Here is a 15,367-nt window from a genome sequence, read left to right on the forward strand (position 1 = left end):
TTTACGGAGGCACATCCCATGGTGGCTATATTTCCCAGTGAAGAATGGTTGAGGGGATTGGAAGCAAAATTGAATTCCGATGAAAAATATGCGGAGATTGCAAAGAATTGGGAGGGTGACCTGCTTTTTTTCATTGAGCCTGAAGGCAACCTCAAAGAAAACCTCACGTTCTACCTGGATCTTTGGCATGGTTCCTGCCGTAAAGCGGAATACAAGCCCGCGGCCAACTCTTACCCAAACCCAACCTTTACGCTTATTGCAAACTATAACAACATCACGGCCATTCTCTCGGGCAAAATGAATCCCATGACGGCCATGATGACAAGCAAGTTGAAGGTCAAAGGAAATATGGGGTATATGATGCGCAACGTTCCGACCGTGTTGGACTTTGTCCGCGTGGCGCAGGAAGTTACAAAGGAAGTTATGTAGAGAGCATCTCTTTACATAATCAATATGCAACCCATCCTCAAGATCGACCTATCCAGTGGCGCCACCGAAGAATACAAAATTCCTTTGCAATGGGAAAAGGATTTTTTAGGTGGTGCATCGCTCGCGGCTCGTATTCTATATGAACATTTAACGCCTGGTTTGGACGCCCTTTCACCCGAGGCTCCTCTTCTTTTTTTGACCGGTCCAATGACTGGTACCTCCGGCCCCACAACTGGACGCTTCGTCATCTGTGGAAAGGGGCCTGCTACAGGACTATGGGCAGAATCCAACATTGGAGGCTTTTGGGGGCCCGAGCTTCGCAAAGCCGGTTACGACGGCTTGTGGATCACAGGCAAGGCTTCAGAGCCGGTCTATCTTTGGTTAAACGGAAGCAGGCTCGAGGTCCGTAATGCCGCGCATTTGTGGGGTCAGAACACATATACAACACAGGATAAAGTCAAAGAGGAAATTGGGGAAAAGTCCGCAAGAGTCTGCGTTATTGGACCGGCAGGAGAGAAACAAGTCTTGTACGCATCCATCATGTGCGATCACGGACGCATGGCCGGGCGCACGGGTATGGGCGCGGTAATGGGGTCAAAGAATCTCAAAGCGGTTGCTGTGTATGGCGAGAATGAGATCCCTGTATTTGATCTTTCTAAATACAAATCACTTCGTTCAGAAGCGAATCGCAAATTGCGCGATGATAATGAAGCGAAGGTGATTCGTGAAGTGGGGACGGCAGGTTTGGCTAACTATGCCGAATACCTTGGAGCGATGCCCGCGAAATATTACACACAAGGCTCGTTCCCTGCCGTGGATGCTATATCTGGCGCGATGGTAACTGAAAAGATTTTGGTAGGGCGTAGTGCATGTCAGGGATGCGTGATCGCCTGTGGTCGTGTTGTCAAATTCCCGAACGATGTGTTGAAACGTAAAGGCCCTGAACACGAAACAATGGTTGGGTTTGGTGCGAACTTACTGAATGACAATCTCGAGTCCATCGTTGATTTGGGTGAGTTATGTGATCGCTATGGCTTGGATACGATCAGCACAAGCAATACGATTGGCTTAGCGTTTCATCTGTTTGAAAAAGGAAGTATTACTGAAAAGGATACAGGCGGGATCGTTTTGAAATGGGGAGACACAAATGCTGTTGAAGAACTTGTGCGTCTGACCGCTTCACGTGATGGGATCGGTGATCTGCTCGCGCAAGGCTCCAGACGATTTGGTGCGCATTTCAACGCCGAGGAAGAAGCTGTTCAAGTCAATGGACTTGAGATCGCTTATCATGATCCGCGTGGTGCTTCTGGCATGGCGCTTTCATATGCAACCAGTCCGCGTGGGGCGTGCCATAATCAATCTGATTTCTTCTTTGTAGATTTTGGTCATTCCCAGGAGCAGATCGGTATTGATTTTATGTCTCGCCATGCTCAGGCAGAGAAAGCCGCCAATGTGGCGCGCCATCAAGATTGGCGGACCGTGTTCAACGCCATCGTGATGTGTATCTTTGCAAACGTTGAACCTGATGTACAGGTTGAATTGATCAATGCGGCCTGTGGCTTGGATTGGTCTGTGGAAGATATGATGAAATTTGGCGAACGCTCGTGGAATCTCAAACGTGCGATCAATAACCGCATGGGGTTGACACGTGCAAACGATAAACTCCCAAAGGCCTTATTGACGCCATATCCAGATGGTGGCTCTGAAGGATTTGTCCCTGATATTGATGCGATGTTAATTGCTTACTACCAGCACCGTGGCTGGGATATGGAAACCGGCAAACCCTCACGTGAGAAATTGTCCACTTTGGGGATGGATGATGTGGCAAAAGATTTGTGGGAGTGAGTTTTTGCCGCAGTTACCTATACTTTTGCCTTCCTTAATATCAATTTCAATATCTGCTTTTATAATCACTTGACGCACCCCCTTCCAGCCGCTATAATCTGCCCGCTCAATTGGAAACCACTGCAGGTTCATAGAAAACGAACCTGCGCAAGAAAAATAAGGAGAAAGTCGAATGCCCCCACATCCAAAGCGAAAACACTCAAAAAGCCGCCGCGATATGCGCCGCGCACATGATGCGTTGCAACCCCGCAACCTCACACTCTGCGCCAATTGCGGTTCCATGCGCCTTCCGCACACCGTTTGCGCCAATTGCGGACACTACGAAGGACGCGAAGTGGTTGAGATCAAGAAAGAAAAGAAAAAGGCTGAATAAATCTTGATGCGCCAACGGGTCGTGACGAACACGACCCGTTTGTGTTTTAATGTCCAACCTGTAGGCAGAAATCTGAAACTTGTCCTACAAAATTATGGAGGCACAATGGATCTTAACCCCAAAACTACAGCTTTTCTTTTCCCAGGCCAGGGCTCGCAAGCCGTTGGCATGGGAAAGGAGCTCGCAGAAGCATTTCCCGTTGCAAAGCAGATCTTTGACGAAGCAGATTCCATCCTCGGCTTTTCCCTTTCCAAGCTCATGTGGGAAGGTCCAGCGGATGCACTCAACGAGACGGTCAATACGCAACCAGCTTTATTTGTACATTCGGTTGCCGCTTTCAGGACATTCACGCATCTTTACTCGGACTTTGGGCCTGCTACTGTTGCCGGACATTCTCTTGGCGAGTTATCGGCTCTGACCGCATCTGGAGCCTTATCCTTTACCGATGGGCTCAGGCTTGTCCGCACACGCGGCGAATTGATGAAGCGTGCTGGGGAATTGAACCCCGGTGGCATGGCCGCCATCCTTGGGGTGGATATTCCCACGCTTGACAAAATTTGCAGCGAAGCAAGTACAGCTGACGATTTTGTGCAGGTTGCCAACGACAATTGTCCCGGACAGGTGGTTATCTCAGGCCACAAGCCTGCCTTGGAACGTGCGATGGTAGGAGCAAAAGCCGCAGGTGCAAAGCGTGCCTTGCCTCTTGCCGTAAGCATTGCGGCACATTCCCCGTTAATGGATTCGATCCAAAGTGAGTGGAATGCCGCCGTGGACGCATGTGTTATGAAAACACCAACAATTCCAGTAGTGGGCAATGTCCACGCGAATGTATTGCTCTCAGCTGATGAATTGCGCGCCGATATCAAAGCGCAGATGCAATCGCGTGTGCGTTGGACGGAATCAGTGGGAACAATGCAAGGGAGCGGGATCCAGACCTACGTCGAGGTGGGAAGCGGGGAAGTTCTGCTGGGTTTGATCAAGCGTATCGATTCATCTTCAACTCGTTTGACATTGGGAAGTCCCAAGGATTTTGAGTCGATCAAGTAAATCTGCTATACTCACATCATGAGTGATCTGGAAAAAAGATTTCACAGCGTGATGGGTAACATGATCGGAAACGAATCGCTTGTCATGTCTTTGGATGAAGACGCGGCAGGCGAGTTGTTTTCATGGGGTGAGGCCGCGGTCAAAACAATTGTAGATCAAACCGATGCATTGGATGATCCTGCGGCAGATGAATATATCACGCCGCGATTACGTGCCTTGCGTTTGATGATGCGCGCCATGGGGAGGTGGGTCGGTGAGACCAAAACTTTGGATACTGAAACGAAGCATGCATTATGGAATCGCATAGGCGAACAAGCTCGTGCACTTTTTGGCGACGCTTTCGTGATGCCATCCATGGAAGATGCAACTCAGACCTTGTCTCAGGATGCGAATGCGCAGCAAATGATTATATGGCTTAAGAATTTTATTGATGAGATTACGCCAAAAGGATAGTGACATGACGAAGAAACGACGTACTGTATCAAAAGCGCAGGGCGGGGTCATTGTGGGATTGTTTACTGTTTTATTGCTGATCTGTGGTGCCATTGGCGCGATGTCTGGCATTGACGTGGGCGGTGTCCTTTCTGGGACAGACACGCCTGCTGTGAATATTCCTACGGCGCTCCCGCCGTTATTTGCAACTGAGACGCCCTTTCAACCAGATGGGATTACTCTTTCTCCTACGCCTGTAGTGATCGGCGGTCAACCGCCCGCCTCAGGCAGTTGGTGGGAGGTGTATTTCACAGACCCAGTCAATCATCATGACCCGAATGTGATTGATGGCTCGGTGGAAGAGAAATTGCTTCAATATATCAATGCCGCACAGACGAGCATTCACATCGCGTCTTTTGAGTTTGACCTGACGCGTGTGGTCGATGCATTGATCGCGGCCCACAATCGTGGCGTGGATGTGCGCTGGGTGACCGATGATGAAAATGGGTTGCTAGCCGATGAAGAGCCGGGACGCGGTCAATTTAAGATGCTACAAGATGCAGGGATCGAAGTGAAAGATGACTTGGGTCGTAGTGCTTTCATGCACAATAAGTTTTGGATCTTCGATGGGCAAACTGTGTGGACGGGTTCAACCAATATCACCAAGAGTGGTATCTACGACCAGAATAACAATGTGGTCGTGATCCATTCCCCTGATCTTGCAGTTATTTACGAACGCGAATTCGATGAAATGTGGGCCGGACAGTTCGGGGCTAAGTCGCCTTCCACGCTGACAGATCAGTCTTTGACTATCGATGGATCACAGATACTGGTGATCTTTACCTCAGAGGATAGCGCTCTTGAGAATGTCATTATCCCCTTTGTGCAAGGTGCGAAATCGAGTGTGTATTTCATGGCGTTCAGTTTTACGGATTATCCCCTTGCTGATGCCATGGTGCAGGATCGATTACGTGACCTCGACGTGGCAGGTGTATTTGAATCGTTTGGCAGTACATCGGAATCGTCTGAATTGAAGACCTTGTTCTGTGGCGATGTGCCGGTACGGCAGGACGGTAACGGTGGTTTCCTTCATCATAAGGTCATCGTTGTGGATGAACGATATGTGATCACCGGCTCTTTGAATTTCTCCACCCGCGCGGAAGAGACAAATGACGAGAACGTGATCATTATTGATAACCCTGAGATGGCCAGGCTTTACGTTCAGGAGTTTGAGCGGGTATGGGCGCTAGGCAAAGACCCTGACCCAGCCGAGATGGCTTGTCAGTAATTAAGTGAAAATCGGGATGGATAACCATCCCGATTTTTTTTGTTGATAGCCCTATTTATTTGCTGCCGCATCCTCTTCTAGTTCAAGCTCGTGTGTGTCTGTTGGAACAGCCTCTGTATCCAATATCCTTCTAAAGAAGGCCTGAGTTTCCTCCAGGACAATAGTGTTGATGCGGATCAATTCCTTCCTATAATCCCGTTCCTCTATTTTTGTAGCAAGGAAGCGATTCTTTTCTTTCTGAAGCCTGGAAGCATTGACAACCATATCTCGCCAGGTGGCGCCCCATTGAAAATTCTGTGACATGGTGTTGATAATCGTCAATATAGCTGCTAGTATAGGGGTCAATAGTGTAAAGATCCCTTTGATGATCGGATCTTTTGTTATGATTTCCGTTGTTGTCAGTGAAGCAATGAGCGTGACTAATGACCCAAGGACGATCGTCCAGAAGCGAAACCTTTTATAGTTTTGCTTGTTGGCGCCGCCTGCCTTCCAGTACCAATCTATTTGCTTGTCATATGCCTGATGGACATACTTATCCAAATCCTCGATCTTGCCAGTCAAATTTGCGTACTTATCGCCATCATTGTTCGCTGCGTTTGCCATAGCTCCTCCTGTATACTTTTTTTGCTGGGTAATGATGTCTCAATTATAGGCGGGATTTGTCAGTTTTCAAGCCAGTTTCCCGGATTAATCATGACATTCGTCGGTTGTAGTGCATTTCGTGCGTAGTATAATGACGGCATGGAAGCTTTGTCTGACAAATTAATTTGTCAGCGCCGCTTGTTCTGCGGTTCTAGTTGTATATCTGGTTAGGGCGTGATCGTCCTAGCCAGATTGCTTTAAAGGAGCGCAAATGAAACTAAGTAAACTGGCAAGTGAGATCGTTGAGTCACCGACGTTGGCCTTGAATGAAGAAGCGCGGCTTCTTCGAGAGCGGGGAGAGGCAGTTATCAATTTGGGCATTGGCGAGCCGAAAAACAAGACGCCCATTGCGGCGATCCTGGCTTCGGCCGCAAAGTTGACAAGTGGGGATGTGAAGTACGTTCCGATTGATGGTGTACCATCGTTGAAGAAGGCAGTGATCCATTATACAGAAGAAGGTTATGACCGTCTGGTTGCGCCAGAGAATGTGTTGATCACCAATGGCGCTAAACAATCCCTCTTTAATATTATTTACAGTATTTTGAATCCACAGGATGAGGTCATTATCCTCGCACCGTATTGGGTGTCGTATCCTGAGATCATCAAGATGTGCATGGGCAAGCCTGTGATCGTGACCCCCGAAGATGGGACGTTCACGCCGCGCTTCGATGAGATCGAAAAAGCAGTCACATCCTATACTCGCGCGATCATCGTCAACAGCCCGAACAATCCTTCGGGTGTGATCTATCCGCCGGAGTTGATCGAGAAGATCGTAGACCTGTGCGAACGCAAGGGCATTTTTATGATCTGTGACGACATCTATCACAAACTGACCTTTGACGGAAATATCGCAGTCCCTGCATGGCATTTCACGAAAAAGGATATGGAAGATTCGCATATCGTTGTGGTGAATGGTGTGGCGAAATTGTACGGCATGACCGGCTTCCGTATTGGATGGGTGATTGCGCCACGTCAGCTTGTGAAGGTGATGACCAATGTCACCGCGCAGACAACTTCGGGCGTAAGCCCCGTCAGCCAGGCGGCGGCTGAGGGAGCGCTGAACGGCTTACAGTCTGTAGTGGAGGCGATCCGTCTTCAGATCCAGAATAATCGTGATGTATTGCTCCAGGAATTCAGTTCGTTCAATGGCGCACGTCTGATCGAACCGATGGGGACTTTCTACGCACTGCCCGACCTGCGAGCTTTCAATAAGAATTCAGTGGAAGTGTCTCGCTTCCTTCTCAAAAAGGCGATGGTGGTGACGGTGCCCGGCAAAGAGTTTGGGATGGAAGGACACATCCGCCTCTCTTTCTCAGGGACAACGAAAGATGTGACCGAGGGAATTGCTCGTATCCGATGGGCACTTGACCCCTCAAGCCCTAATGAGATCTATGTGGGCGATAGAAAGTTGATCCGCGATTGGATGTGAACAGAGTAAAAACGGCATCACTTGTTTTTGTAATATGACCTTAACGGCATATTTTTATAAGAGTATCTCTGTGCCCGGTTTCGGGTTAAAATGCATTAATAGCAGGTTCGTGGGTGATGTGTTATTTGTGACCACGTTTTATTGGTGATGAATTTGTAGCTGTGCTGATCGGATGCCGGTGCAGGGCAATGTGTATTGTATTGCCCTGCATTTACAAATTTCATTGGGTGCCCTCTTGGGCGAAAGGATACTGACCATGAATAGCTTTTTGAATATCAAGACCCCCGCAGAATCGGTTGCGAGAGCCCGTAAGGCTGATTTTGGCCTTGCGAATCAGGGTGTATCGAACGTGCGCCTCGATTATTGGAACCTTACAACCGAAGTCTTATATGAAGAAGCAGTATTCCGTGGCGAGGGAGTCACATCTGTAGGCGGGCCTTTCATTGCTCATACCGGCAAGCATACCGCCCGCTCAGCAAAAGACAAGTTCGTGGTGCGACATACAGATTCCGAAGGGAATGTTTGGTGGGGTGTACACAACCAGCCGTTCAATGAAGAAAAATTTGATGCGTTGTATTCACGCATGTTGGGATACTTGCAGGGCAGAGATGTGTTTGTGCAGGATGTGTATGCAGGTGCAGATGAGCAATATCGTTTGCCTGTCCGTTTTATTACTGAGCGTGCGTGGCATAGTATGTTCATTCGAAACATGTTCATCCTGCCGCAATCGCTTGAGGAATACAAACGTTTCATCCCTGAGTTTACGGTTGTATCTGCGCCGGGTTTCCAGGCTATGCCAACTGTGGATAATACGAACAGCGAAACCTTTATCATTTTGAATTTCGAGAAGAAGCTTGCTATTATCGGCAACACGGAATACGCGGGCGAAGCGAAGAAATCTATTTTCACGTTGTTGAATTACCTGCTCCCGCTGGATGGCGTTCTATCCATGCATTGTTCGGCCAATGTGAACCCGAATGATACGCACGACGTGGCCTTGTTCTTCGGCTTGAGCGGCACCGGCAAAACGACCCTTTCTGCTGACCCGGAACGCCGCCTCATTGGGGACGATGAGCATGGGTGGAGCGACAATGGCATTTTCAACTTTGAAGGCGGATGCTACGCTAAGGTCATCGGGTTATCTGCGGCCGCAGAGCCTGAAATTTATGCAACGACGAAGATGTTCGGTTCGATCCTGGAGAATGTTCCATTCGACCCGATCACGCGCGCCATCGACTTGAACGATGACTCGATCACAGAGAATACTCGTGCTTCGTATCCTTTGGAGTACATCTCGAATGCCGTCCCTGAGAAAAAGGCTGGGCACCCGAAGAACATCATCCTATTAACGTGTGACGCGAGCGGAGTCATGCCCCCGATCGCGAGGTTGAGCGAGAATCAGGCGTTGTATCAATTCATTTCGGGGTATACGTCCAAAGTGGGCGCAACGGAAGTTGGTCTGGGCAAAGAACCGCAGATCACGTTCTCTGCTTGTTTCGGTGCGCCGTTCATGGTGCATCATCCATATAAATATGCCGAATTGCTCAAGGACAAGATCGAACGCTACGGCGTGACGTGTTGGCTGGTCAATACGGGTTGGGTGGGCGGTGCGTATGGTGTGGGCAAACGTATTTCGATCAAATACACGCGCGCCCTGCTTCATGCGGCATTGAATGGCAAACTGGATACTGTAAAATATAAGAAAGACCCCATCTTTGGCTTTGAAGTGCCGACCGAATGCCCTGATGTCCCTGCAGAAGTACTCGACCCGTCCATCTCGTGGGGCGATCGCGGAGAGTACGACAAGAAATATAAACAGTTGGCACAGAGATTTATCGATAACTTCAAGAAGTTCGAGGAACATACGCCAAAAGAAGTGATCGAAGCAGGTCCGAAAATTTGATGAATAATATGATGGTCAGATTGAAGTCTGACCATCTCTTTTTTGTATATGGACAATCGTTTTGAACAACTAAACCATTCTTTGATTATTGAGTTGGCAAGAGCGATGTCGCTCTCTCGGTCAAGCATAACTTTGAAGACACTCGATCTGATCTTTGGGCGGGCAACGAGAAAGTTCTCAAAGCTCTCTCTTGGCCTCGACCATGAGATCGAGCACCATGGCCCATCTGCCGGATTGCGTTGGTTCCTACCGAACTTTGTTGCAGGGTATTTTGCGCAAGGGCAAGAGATCATTCCTAAAGACGGCCCCTTGCTTATCGTATCCAATCACCCGGCTTCGTACGATGCACTTGTCATTTCGTCTTTTATCAACCGTCCCGATTACAAGATCAGCATCGGTGAGATTCCCCCGTATCGTTACCTGCCACACATCAGCCAGCATGCCATATTTTCACCGCCCGTCAAAAACACATTTGGGCGCATGCAGACGGTTCGAAACATTGTGAAGCACCTGAATGCCGATGGGGCCGTTTTGATCTTCCCACGCGGAGGCATCGAACCTGACCCTGCTTTCATGCCAAACCCAGGTGCAGAATTTGACAAGTGGTCTCACAGCCTTGAGATTTTTCTTCGTCGCGTCCCGCGGACCCGTGTGCTGGTCACTACAGTAAGTGGCGTGATCTCCCCGAAAGCTATGCGTCACCCGATTACTTGGTTCCGCAAGGCACGCCGAGATCGTCAGCGATTGGCGTTTATCTATCAAATGATTCGTCAGATCTTGAGCGGAAAAGAACTATATGGTTTGACGCCGCGCGTTACTTTTGGCGAGGTGCTATCCAGCGCGAATCATGAACATATCTTGACGGAAGTAGAACGATCCGCGCGGCGGACATTGGCGCGGCACATGGATTGGTCTAGTTGAAATTCAAGCGTGAGATATGTGGAGCGTTTTCAAGATGCAGAACGTCAATGCTCTGTTTGCACTGTAACTTCTGAAACACGCTTTCGCTGACAACTTGCAATGCCTTGATGCTTCTTCGATACTTATACAAAACATGATAGATCGGTTGCCCATCTGATGAGTCCACCCATTTTTCAAGGATAGCGCCTGTTGTAAGTGTGCCTGTTTGTTCGAGTGTGCGGGCATTTCGATATTGGTAGATCGCTTGAGCGATGAGGAACACAGGGAAGACGATCAGGAAAATCACGAGCAATACACTTCCTGAAAAGATAAATGTCCACCCTGATGAATTTTTGAATGTATCCATCAACTCTGGTGCCATGATAAACAAAGCTACCGACAGAGAAATGACCAGCAAAAGAAAAGCGCCGACCAGATTTTTGCGAGTTGGCCTGCGGTTTCCATGGCTACAATGATGTGACGTTTGCTTTTATTGTCCATTGTTGGATTCTCCAAATGTTAGAGTGAGTCGGCCTTTTCCCATCTTGGGCGGGTGCGAATTCCCTTGCGGATTTGTTGTAGGACCGGCATGGGGGTATGCAAGACGCGTTTGGCAATGTTGGCGATCCTTTGGGAGGAGATGCCGTTGTTTTGGATGGGCATCAGGCGGTTCAACTCTTCAAGGTCGAGATTGGTGAATACTTCCTTGCCGAGCGCCACCGCCACAAACGTGCAAGTGGACTGTTGCGTGATGACCGTGGATGCATTCGCGATCATGTGGTTGACATTGCCGCTTGTGAATACCTGTGCGCCGGGGGCGTGTCTCTTGATCTCGTTACGGGCACGCCGCGGATTTTCGGTGGGATGTAACTTAAAGATCAATGGCCGTCCCTTTGCGATCTCGACACAGCGTCCGATAAAAGCGACCCGGTCATCGCGCCGAAAAGTTTCCCGCAGTGGCGAAGTGGCAACCAAAACGTAGTCATGATGCGGGAAGTCGTTATCCATATTTTTTTGCAGGTTGTCGAAGTTGGGTATCCCTGTCACCGCGAGTTTTTCGGGGCGCACACCCTTGCGGATGAAGTGTTTTGCATATCCCTCCGATGCAACACAGAAAATATCGTATGCGTCTGATAGCCCGCTGGTGGATGTGTTGGCGATGTAGCGTGGTAGTTTCAGCCATCTCACCATCCAGTAGACCCAGGTCTCTGGCTCGGTGATTCCTTCCTGAACAAGCACAACTCGTTTCCCGCGGATATTCCGTTGCACGATCAGGTCGCTGGAGGTGACGATGAGATCGTAATTATGTTTTTCGCCTCGATGATCCACTTGCAGGGAGTTTCGCGTAAGGTACTCGGCCGTCTCGCGCATGTGGCGTCCGCCTAGGACTGTGAAGTTCAACAACCCGGTGCGGCTGGCGAGGTGCTCAATGCCGTCGGCATAATAGGGGGTGAAATAACAATCATATTCACCCATGTGTTGTGCGATCTTGTGCATCATCGTCGTCTGGTTAAGCGAGCCGCCGATGAACAATACCTTTTCTGCCATATCACCTCTTTGCTTTCAAATTCTACTGAAAGCTGGTTAATGGCAATGCAACAGATTGTTAAGGGTTATTAAAGGATTGGGAAATGGGGAGAATGATGAAGTTTATGCACGATGTTCAATACATTGTGCATTATCGTTTGAGTTAGGATTTTGATTTGGGTAGGTGGGTGAATTACGATAAAAAGCACAAACAGTTGGTGTAGAGATTTATTCATCTTAAGGCTATTACTTTTTGTAATTCTAATTATTGTTTTGGTAGCGTTAATCTCTTATCTCGGCCGCTATTAACGGCTTACTCTTTTGTGTTTTGTATGCTACTTCTAGTGTGTAGACTTAAAAGTAGCATTGCTGGTAATTTATAAACACAATTTTCTCTCCAATGTTATTTCGTACTCTTAGGTGAATATATGAGCGAATCAAGTACAGAATTACGGAAAATACTCGCTAGAAATGTGCGGGCACTCCGATTACAGAAAAAAATTTCGCAAGAGCAACTTGCGGATATTTGCAAACTTCATCGAACCTATATTGGTTCAGTTGAGCGAATGGAGAGAAATGTAACTATAGGTACTTTGATAAAGTTTGCAAATGCCTTAACGTGACAGTTATCGATTTGTTGACCAAAAGAGAGAACATATAATGAGCCATTATGAATCATCCATTAATTACCCTAAAATAATCTCAGAAAGAAACTCTCAATATACGACTCACTGGAAGGAAAGAATCAGGATTTATGGATACCGACACCTGATCTTGAACGATTGTTAAATAAAGGGTTATCCGCTTTTTCTATAAGTGGATTGCCACTTCGAACTAGGTCAAAAATCATTAAGCAAAAAATTTGTGAGATTTTGGGTTACCCAATACCTGAAACATTCCAAAGAACTCAGCCTAGATTTTTTGGACAATTATTTGATACGTATATCCAAAAATCTAATAATCTCCAAATTTGGAATGAAGATATATCCCTTTCTCGCCGCTATGTGATTATTCAAATTTCCACAGATGATATTGTTCAAAAGGTAAGAGTCGTTACAGGCGAACTTCTTTCTAGTTTGGATAAAACAGGAGTTTTTACGCAAAAATACCAAGCTCGTCTTTCTCCTGGGGATTCAGTTTTAGAATTAGTGACGCCCGATGACACAGATCGATTGAGATTATTGTTCAAGAACGATTCTTACCCCAATTCGTTTACATCAAGCCCTGCGCAAAACCCATCCGTGAAATCGCTACTCCCAATTCAAGTTATTTTTGAAAGGCTTAAAAACCTTGTTGGGCGACGTTTTCATAATAGAGGACACGATCAAGAGCGAAATAGAGGAGAGCAATTACATCGGCTAGTTTGCGATGCCCTTGGATACAATAATTTTTCAGATGATGGGCAGTTTCCCGATATTCGCCATCAATTGCTTGAAATAAAATTGCAAACTTCGCCAACCATTGATCTTGGACTTGTTTGTCCCAATAGTACAGACTTTCTTGATATTCCAGATATTGAAGGTATTAATGTGCGCCATTGTGATGTGCGATATGCGCTTTTTTATGCAACACTAAATGGAGAATTTATTACTATAACGCACTTCTTTCTTTCTACTGGGGAATCTTTTTTTAGTAGATTTCCACAATTCGGAGGAAAGGTTGTAAATAAGAAACTGCAAATTCCGTTACCTAAAGACTTTTTTGATTGAAGCCAAAAGCTTGCCATACAAGCTGATCTAGTGCTTCGTCTAATTCGTCGACTTTGTCTGTTTGTACTAAATCATAGATTTGTTTTGTTGCCTGGATGATCTGTTTAGCTAATGGAGTGTTTGGATCTGGCAAGGGAAATTCTTTTACATATTGCGCGTTATAACGTCGCCTGCCTGCATATAACTTATTATGGAAACGGTGATCGTAGAAAGCTTCGGCGAGGGTGGAGTTTGCAACTGCAAGCATGAGCCATAATAGCTCAATTTGTTGTGGGTTTTTGCATGTTATCCAGTAACAATCACCATTAATAACTGACTTACTTAAATCCATCCAAAAGGTTGGCTTTTCAGAAATATCGCGCATTACAATTTTCGGTATATCCCATGCGCTGGGGTCTTGTGGAACCCATATTTCATACCAGAGCCTTCCACTATCTATTAGGTAAGACCTTGCCTCTAAGGTATTTCGAAATTTTTCAAGGTATTGAGATGTTTTTGGGTAATTATCTAAATTTGCAACCCCCCGTTTACCCTGAATAATCATATGCGGATAAAGAATTTCTCTCTGCTCCGACGAATCTGTTGCCCTATACCTCCTAGCTATATGATGCGTTACTAAGGGTCTTAATAATTCAGGTCGTTCATTCTCTGGAAGCTCATTCCAGTCAGTTCTAATAAACACTTTATCTGCAGTCGTTTTAACTCCTACCTTAATGTCGCCAACTTCATCGAAAGAATATGCAGTATTAGCTTTCACTGTGGAGAGCCAATCCTCAGACTTTTTATTCGCAATGCGCCAGACGTTTTTGGTTTTCTGCCCGTATTCTAGTTCGCCTTGCCTGACTAGATAAATATTTCCGTCATGTGTACTAATTATTCCTTCCATATCAAGTGCTGATATAGCGTTATCTACAAATTTGGTGGGATTGCCTTGAGTTGTATATATGGAAGTAAAACTTGCTTTTTGAATAAGGCTGTTTTCGCCTTTTTTCCTCAAAAGCAATACGGCAGGTAGGACTGCGGCTTCAAAAAGCCGAGTATCGCCTAAGTCCCAAATGTCTAGTACATCAAAGTCATCAAGAATATTTTCACGTATACTTGCTCCAGACTTAGTACTTAATAACTTATTAGAAATAATGATGCCCGCTATTCCATTTGGTTGCAACACATGAGATATTCCCTGAATAAAGGCATGATATAGGTCAACACGCCCAGTTAAATTAAATTGCTTAGAAAGCTCTCTGGACTTTTTGCCACCCATTATTTGGGTTCTAACGTATGGGGGATTGGCAATAACTATATCAAACCGCTCGAAATTGTTGTCGTCAAATAAACCTAGCTGTTTCTTGTTTTTGAATGCAAATTCAAGGAAATCTTCGTTTCTTAGGGCTAATGGAATACGTGGGAATTCGCTTGAAATACGTTGATGTGCAAACAAAATTGCACTTTTATCAGTATCAAATCCTGTTATTTTTTTGTTGTTTATTTGATTGCTGGATAAAACATTTAGAAGAGAACATAATAATTCGCCATTCCCGACTGCTGGATCCATCACATGAATACAACGTTCCTGAAAGTTGGTTGGTATTACTTTATAAATTTTATCTGCAACAAAATCAGACAACGTTTTAGGTGTGTAATGAACACCATTTTCTTTTTTTTCATCTACAGCAGAATATCTCATAATTATAAATATCTCTTGGACATTAGATTGTTTAGAAGATGGTACTTATAGTCATCATTTTTGTCAATCCCCAATAACAATTCCTGTATTTTCAATACTTGTTTTTGGTGTAACAAGATAACTATAATTTACACCAGTTAGACTACCGATTGTAAATTC

15 protein-coding genes are annotated in these 15,367 nt (G+C 46.3%); 11 read left to right on the forward strand and 4 right to left on the reverse strand.

The features are described 5' to 3' along the window. Positions 1–18 precede the first annotated feature (18 nt). The 6 genes from IPP66_16180 (at position 19) to IPP66_16205 (ending at position 5,414) form a co-directional block, all read left to right on the forward strand. Positions 19–429, forward strand: coding sequence for an SCP2 sterol-binding domain-containing protein (locus tag IPP66_16180; protein MBK9926810.1), 411 nt, complete (start codon positions 19–21; stop codon positions 427–429). Positions 430–453: 24 nt separating this feature from the next. Beyond that, complete coding sequence (locus IPP66_16185; protein ID MBK9926811.1) at positions 454–2,274, forward strand: aldehyde ferredoxin oxidoreductase family protein; 1,821 nt, start codon at positions 454–456, stop codon at positions 2,272–2,274. 172 nt (positions 2,275–2,446) lie between these two features. Continuing rightward, positions 2,447–2,647, forward strand: coding sequence for a 50S ribosomal protein L32 (gene rpmF / locus IPP66_16190; protein MBK9926812.1), 201 nt, complete (start codon positions 2,447–2,449; stop codon positions 2,645–2,647). A 105-nt stretch (positions 2,648–2,752) separates the two neighbouring features. Further along, positions 2,753–3,694 (forward strand): ACP S-malonyltransferase, encoded by a 942-nt coding sequence (fabD, locus tag IPP66_16195; GenBank protein ID MBK9926813.1) that lies wholly within the window; start codon positions 2,753–2,755, stop codon positions 3,692–3,694. Between the two features lie 60 nt (positions 3,695–3,754). Further along, entirely contained in the window at positions 3,755–4,147 is a 393-nt protein-coding gene (locus IPP66_16200) for a hypothetical protein (GenBank protein ID MBK9926814.1), read from the forward strand. Positions 4,148–4,151: 4 nt separating this feature from the next. Further along, on the forward strand, positions 4,152–5,414 hold the full coding sequence (locus IPP66_16205; GenBank protein ID MBK9926815.1) for a hypothetical protein: 1,263 nt from the start codon (positions 4,152–4,154) through the stop codon (positions 5,412–5,414). A 51-nt stretch (positions 5,415–5,465) separates the two neighbouring features. Here IPP66_16205 and IPP66_16210 read toward each other — a convergent pair whose 3' ends face one another. Further along, positions 5,466–6,017, reverse strand: coding sequence for a DUF4231 domain-containing protein (locus IPP66_16210; GenBank protein MBK9926816.1), 552 nt, complete (start codon positions 6,015–6,017; stop codon positions 5,466–5,468). Positions 6,018–6,267: 250 nt separating this feature from the next. Between IPP66_16210 and IPP66_16215 the strand changes: the two genes are divergently transcribed. From IPP66_16215 to IPP66_16225, 3 genes are all read left to right on the forward strand, one after another. After that, positions 6,268–7,485: an aminotransferase class I/II-fold pyridoxal phosphate-dependent enzyme gene (locus tag IPP66_16215; protein ID MBK9926817.1), complete on the forward strand. Its 1,218-nt coding sequence runs from the start codon at positions 6,268–6,270 to the stop codon at positions 7,483–7,485. A 256-nt stretch (positions 7,486–7,741) separates the two neighbouring features. Beyond that, positions 7,742–9,388, forward strand: a complete 1,647-nt coding sequence (gene pckA / locus IPP66_16220; GenBank protein ID MBK9926818.1) for a phosphoenolpyruvate carboxykinase (ATP) — start codon at positions 7,742–7,744, stop codon at positions 9,386–9,388. A gap of 105 nt (positions 9,389–9,493) precedes the next feature. After that, positions 9,494–10,309 (forward strand): 1-acyl-sn-glycerol-3-phosphate acyltransferase, encoded by an 816-nt coding sequence (locus tag IPP66_16225; GenBank protein ID MBK9926819.1) that lies wholly within the window; start codon positions 9,494–9,496, stop codon positions 10,307–10,309. Here the strand turns inward: IPP66_16225 and IPP66_16230 are convergent. Further along, positions 10,302–10,670, reverse strand: a complete 369-nt coding sequence (locus IPP66_16230) for a hypothetical protein (protein ID MBK9926820.1) — start codon at positions 10,668–10,670, stop codon at positions 10,302–10,304. The genes IPP66_16225 and IPP66_16230 overlap by 8 nt on opposite strands. A gap of 137 nt (positions 10,671–10,807) precedes the next feature. After that, positions 10,808–11,836 carry a hypothetical protein gene (locus tag IPP66_16235; GenBank protein MBK9926821.1) on the reverse strand — a complete coding sequence of 343 codons (1,029 nt, stop codon included), beginning with the start codon at positions 11,834–11,836 and terminating at the stop codon, positions 10,808–10,810. A gap of 407 nt (positions 11,837–12,243) precedes the next feature. Between IPP66_16235 and IPP66_16240 the strand changes: the two genes are divergently transcribed. Continuing rightward, positions 12,244–12,438 (forward strand): helix-turn-helix transcriptional regulator, encoded by a 195-nt coding sequence (locus IPP66_16240; protein ID MBK9926822.1) that lies wholly within the window; start codon positions 12,244–12,246, stop codon positions 12,436–12,438. Between the two features lie 96 nt (positions 12,439–12,534). Next, the gene (locus tag IPP66_16245) at positions 12,535–13,524 is read left to right on the forward strand and encodes a restriction endonuclease (protein MBK9926823.1); all 990 of its coding nucleotides are present in this window, start codon (positions 12,535–12,537) and stop codon (positions 13,522–13,524) included. Here the strand turns inward: IPP66_16245 and IPP66_16250 are convergent. Then, positions 13,505–15,208, reverse strand: coding sequence for an N-6 DNA methylase (locus tag IPP66_16250; GenBank protein ID MBK9926824.1), 1,704 nt, complete (start codon positions 15,206–15,208; stop codon positions 13,505–13,507). The two genes, IPP66_16245 and IPP66_16250, sit on opposite strands and share 20 nt — an antisense overlap. Between the last annotated feature and the right edge of the window lie 159 nt (positions 15,209–15,367).

It is taken from the genome of Candidatus Defluviilinea proxima, assembly GCA_016721115.1.
In the GTDB taxonomy this organism is placed as follows: Bacteria; Chloroflexota; Anaerolineae; order Anaerolineales; family Villigracilaceae; genus Defluviilinea; species Defluviilinea proxima.

Coding starts and splice junctions, on each gene's coding strand:
- rpmF (MBK9926812.1), top strand. CDS start 2,447: ATGCCCCCACATCCAAAGCGAAAACACTCAAAAAGCCGCCGCGATATG.
- IPP66_16185 (MBK9926811.1), top strand. CDS start 454: ATGCAACCCATCCTCAAGATCGACCTATCCAGTGGCGCCACCGAAGAA.
- IPP66_16215 (MBK9926817.1), top strand. CDS start 6,268: ATGAAACTAAGTAAACTGGCAAGTGAGATCGTTGAGTCACCGACGTTG.
- IPP66_16205 (MBK9926815.1), top strand. CDS start 4,152: ATGACGAAGAAACGACGTACTGTATCAAAAGCGCAGGGCGGGGTCATT.
- pckA (MBK9926818.1), top strand. CDS start 7,742: ATGAATAGCTTTTTGAATATCAAGACCCCCGCAGAATCGGTTGCGAGA.
- fabD (MBK9926813.1), top strand. CDS start 2,753: ATGGATCTTAACCCCAAAACTACAGCTTTTCTTTTCCCAGGCCAGGGC.
- IPP66_16210 (MBK9926816.1), bottom strand. CDS start 6,017: ATGGCAAACGCAGCGAACAATGATGGCGATAAGTACGCAAATTTGACT.
- IPP66_16180 (MBK9926810.1), top strand. CDS start 19: ATGGTGGCTATATTTCCCAGTGAAGAATGGTTGAGGGGATTGGAAGCA.
- IPP66_16200 (MBK9926814.1), top strand. CDS start 3,755: ATGATCGGAAACGAATCGCTTGTCATGTCTTTGGATGAAGACGCGGCA.
- IPP66_16240 (MBK9926822.1), top strand. CDS start 12,244: ATGAGCGAATCAAGTACAGAATTACGGAAAATACTCGCTAGAAATGTG.
- IPP66_16225 (MBK9926819.1), top strand. CDS start 9,494: ATGTCGCTCTCTCGGTCAAGCATAACTTTGAAGACACTCGATCTGATC.
- IPP66_16235 (MBK9926821.1), bottom strand. CDS start 11,836: ATGGCAGAAAAGGTATTGTTCATCGGCGGCTCGCTTAACCAGACGACG.
- IPP66_16250 (MBK9926824.1), bottom strand. CDS start 15,208: ATGAGATATTCTGCTGTAGATGAAAAAAAAGAAAATGGTGTTCATTAC.
- IPP66_16230 (MBK9926820.1), bottom strand. CDS start 10,670: ATGGCACCAGAGTTGATGGATACATTCAAAAATTCATCAGGGTGGACA.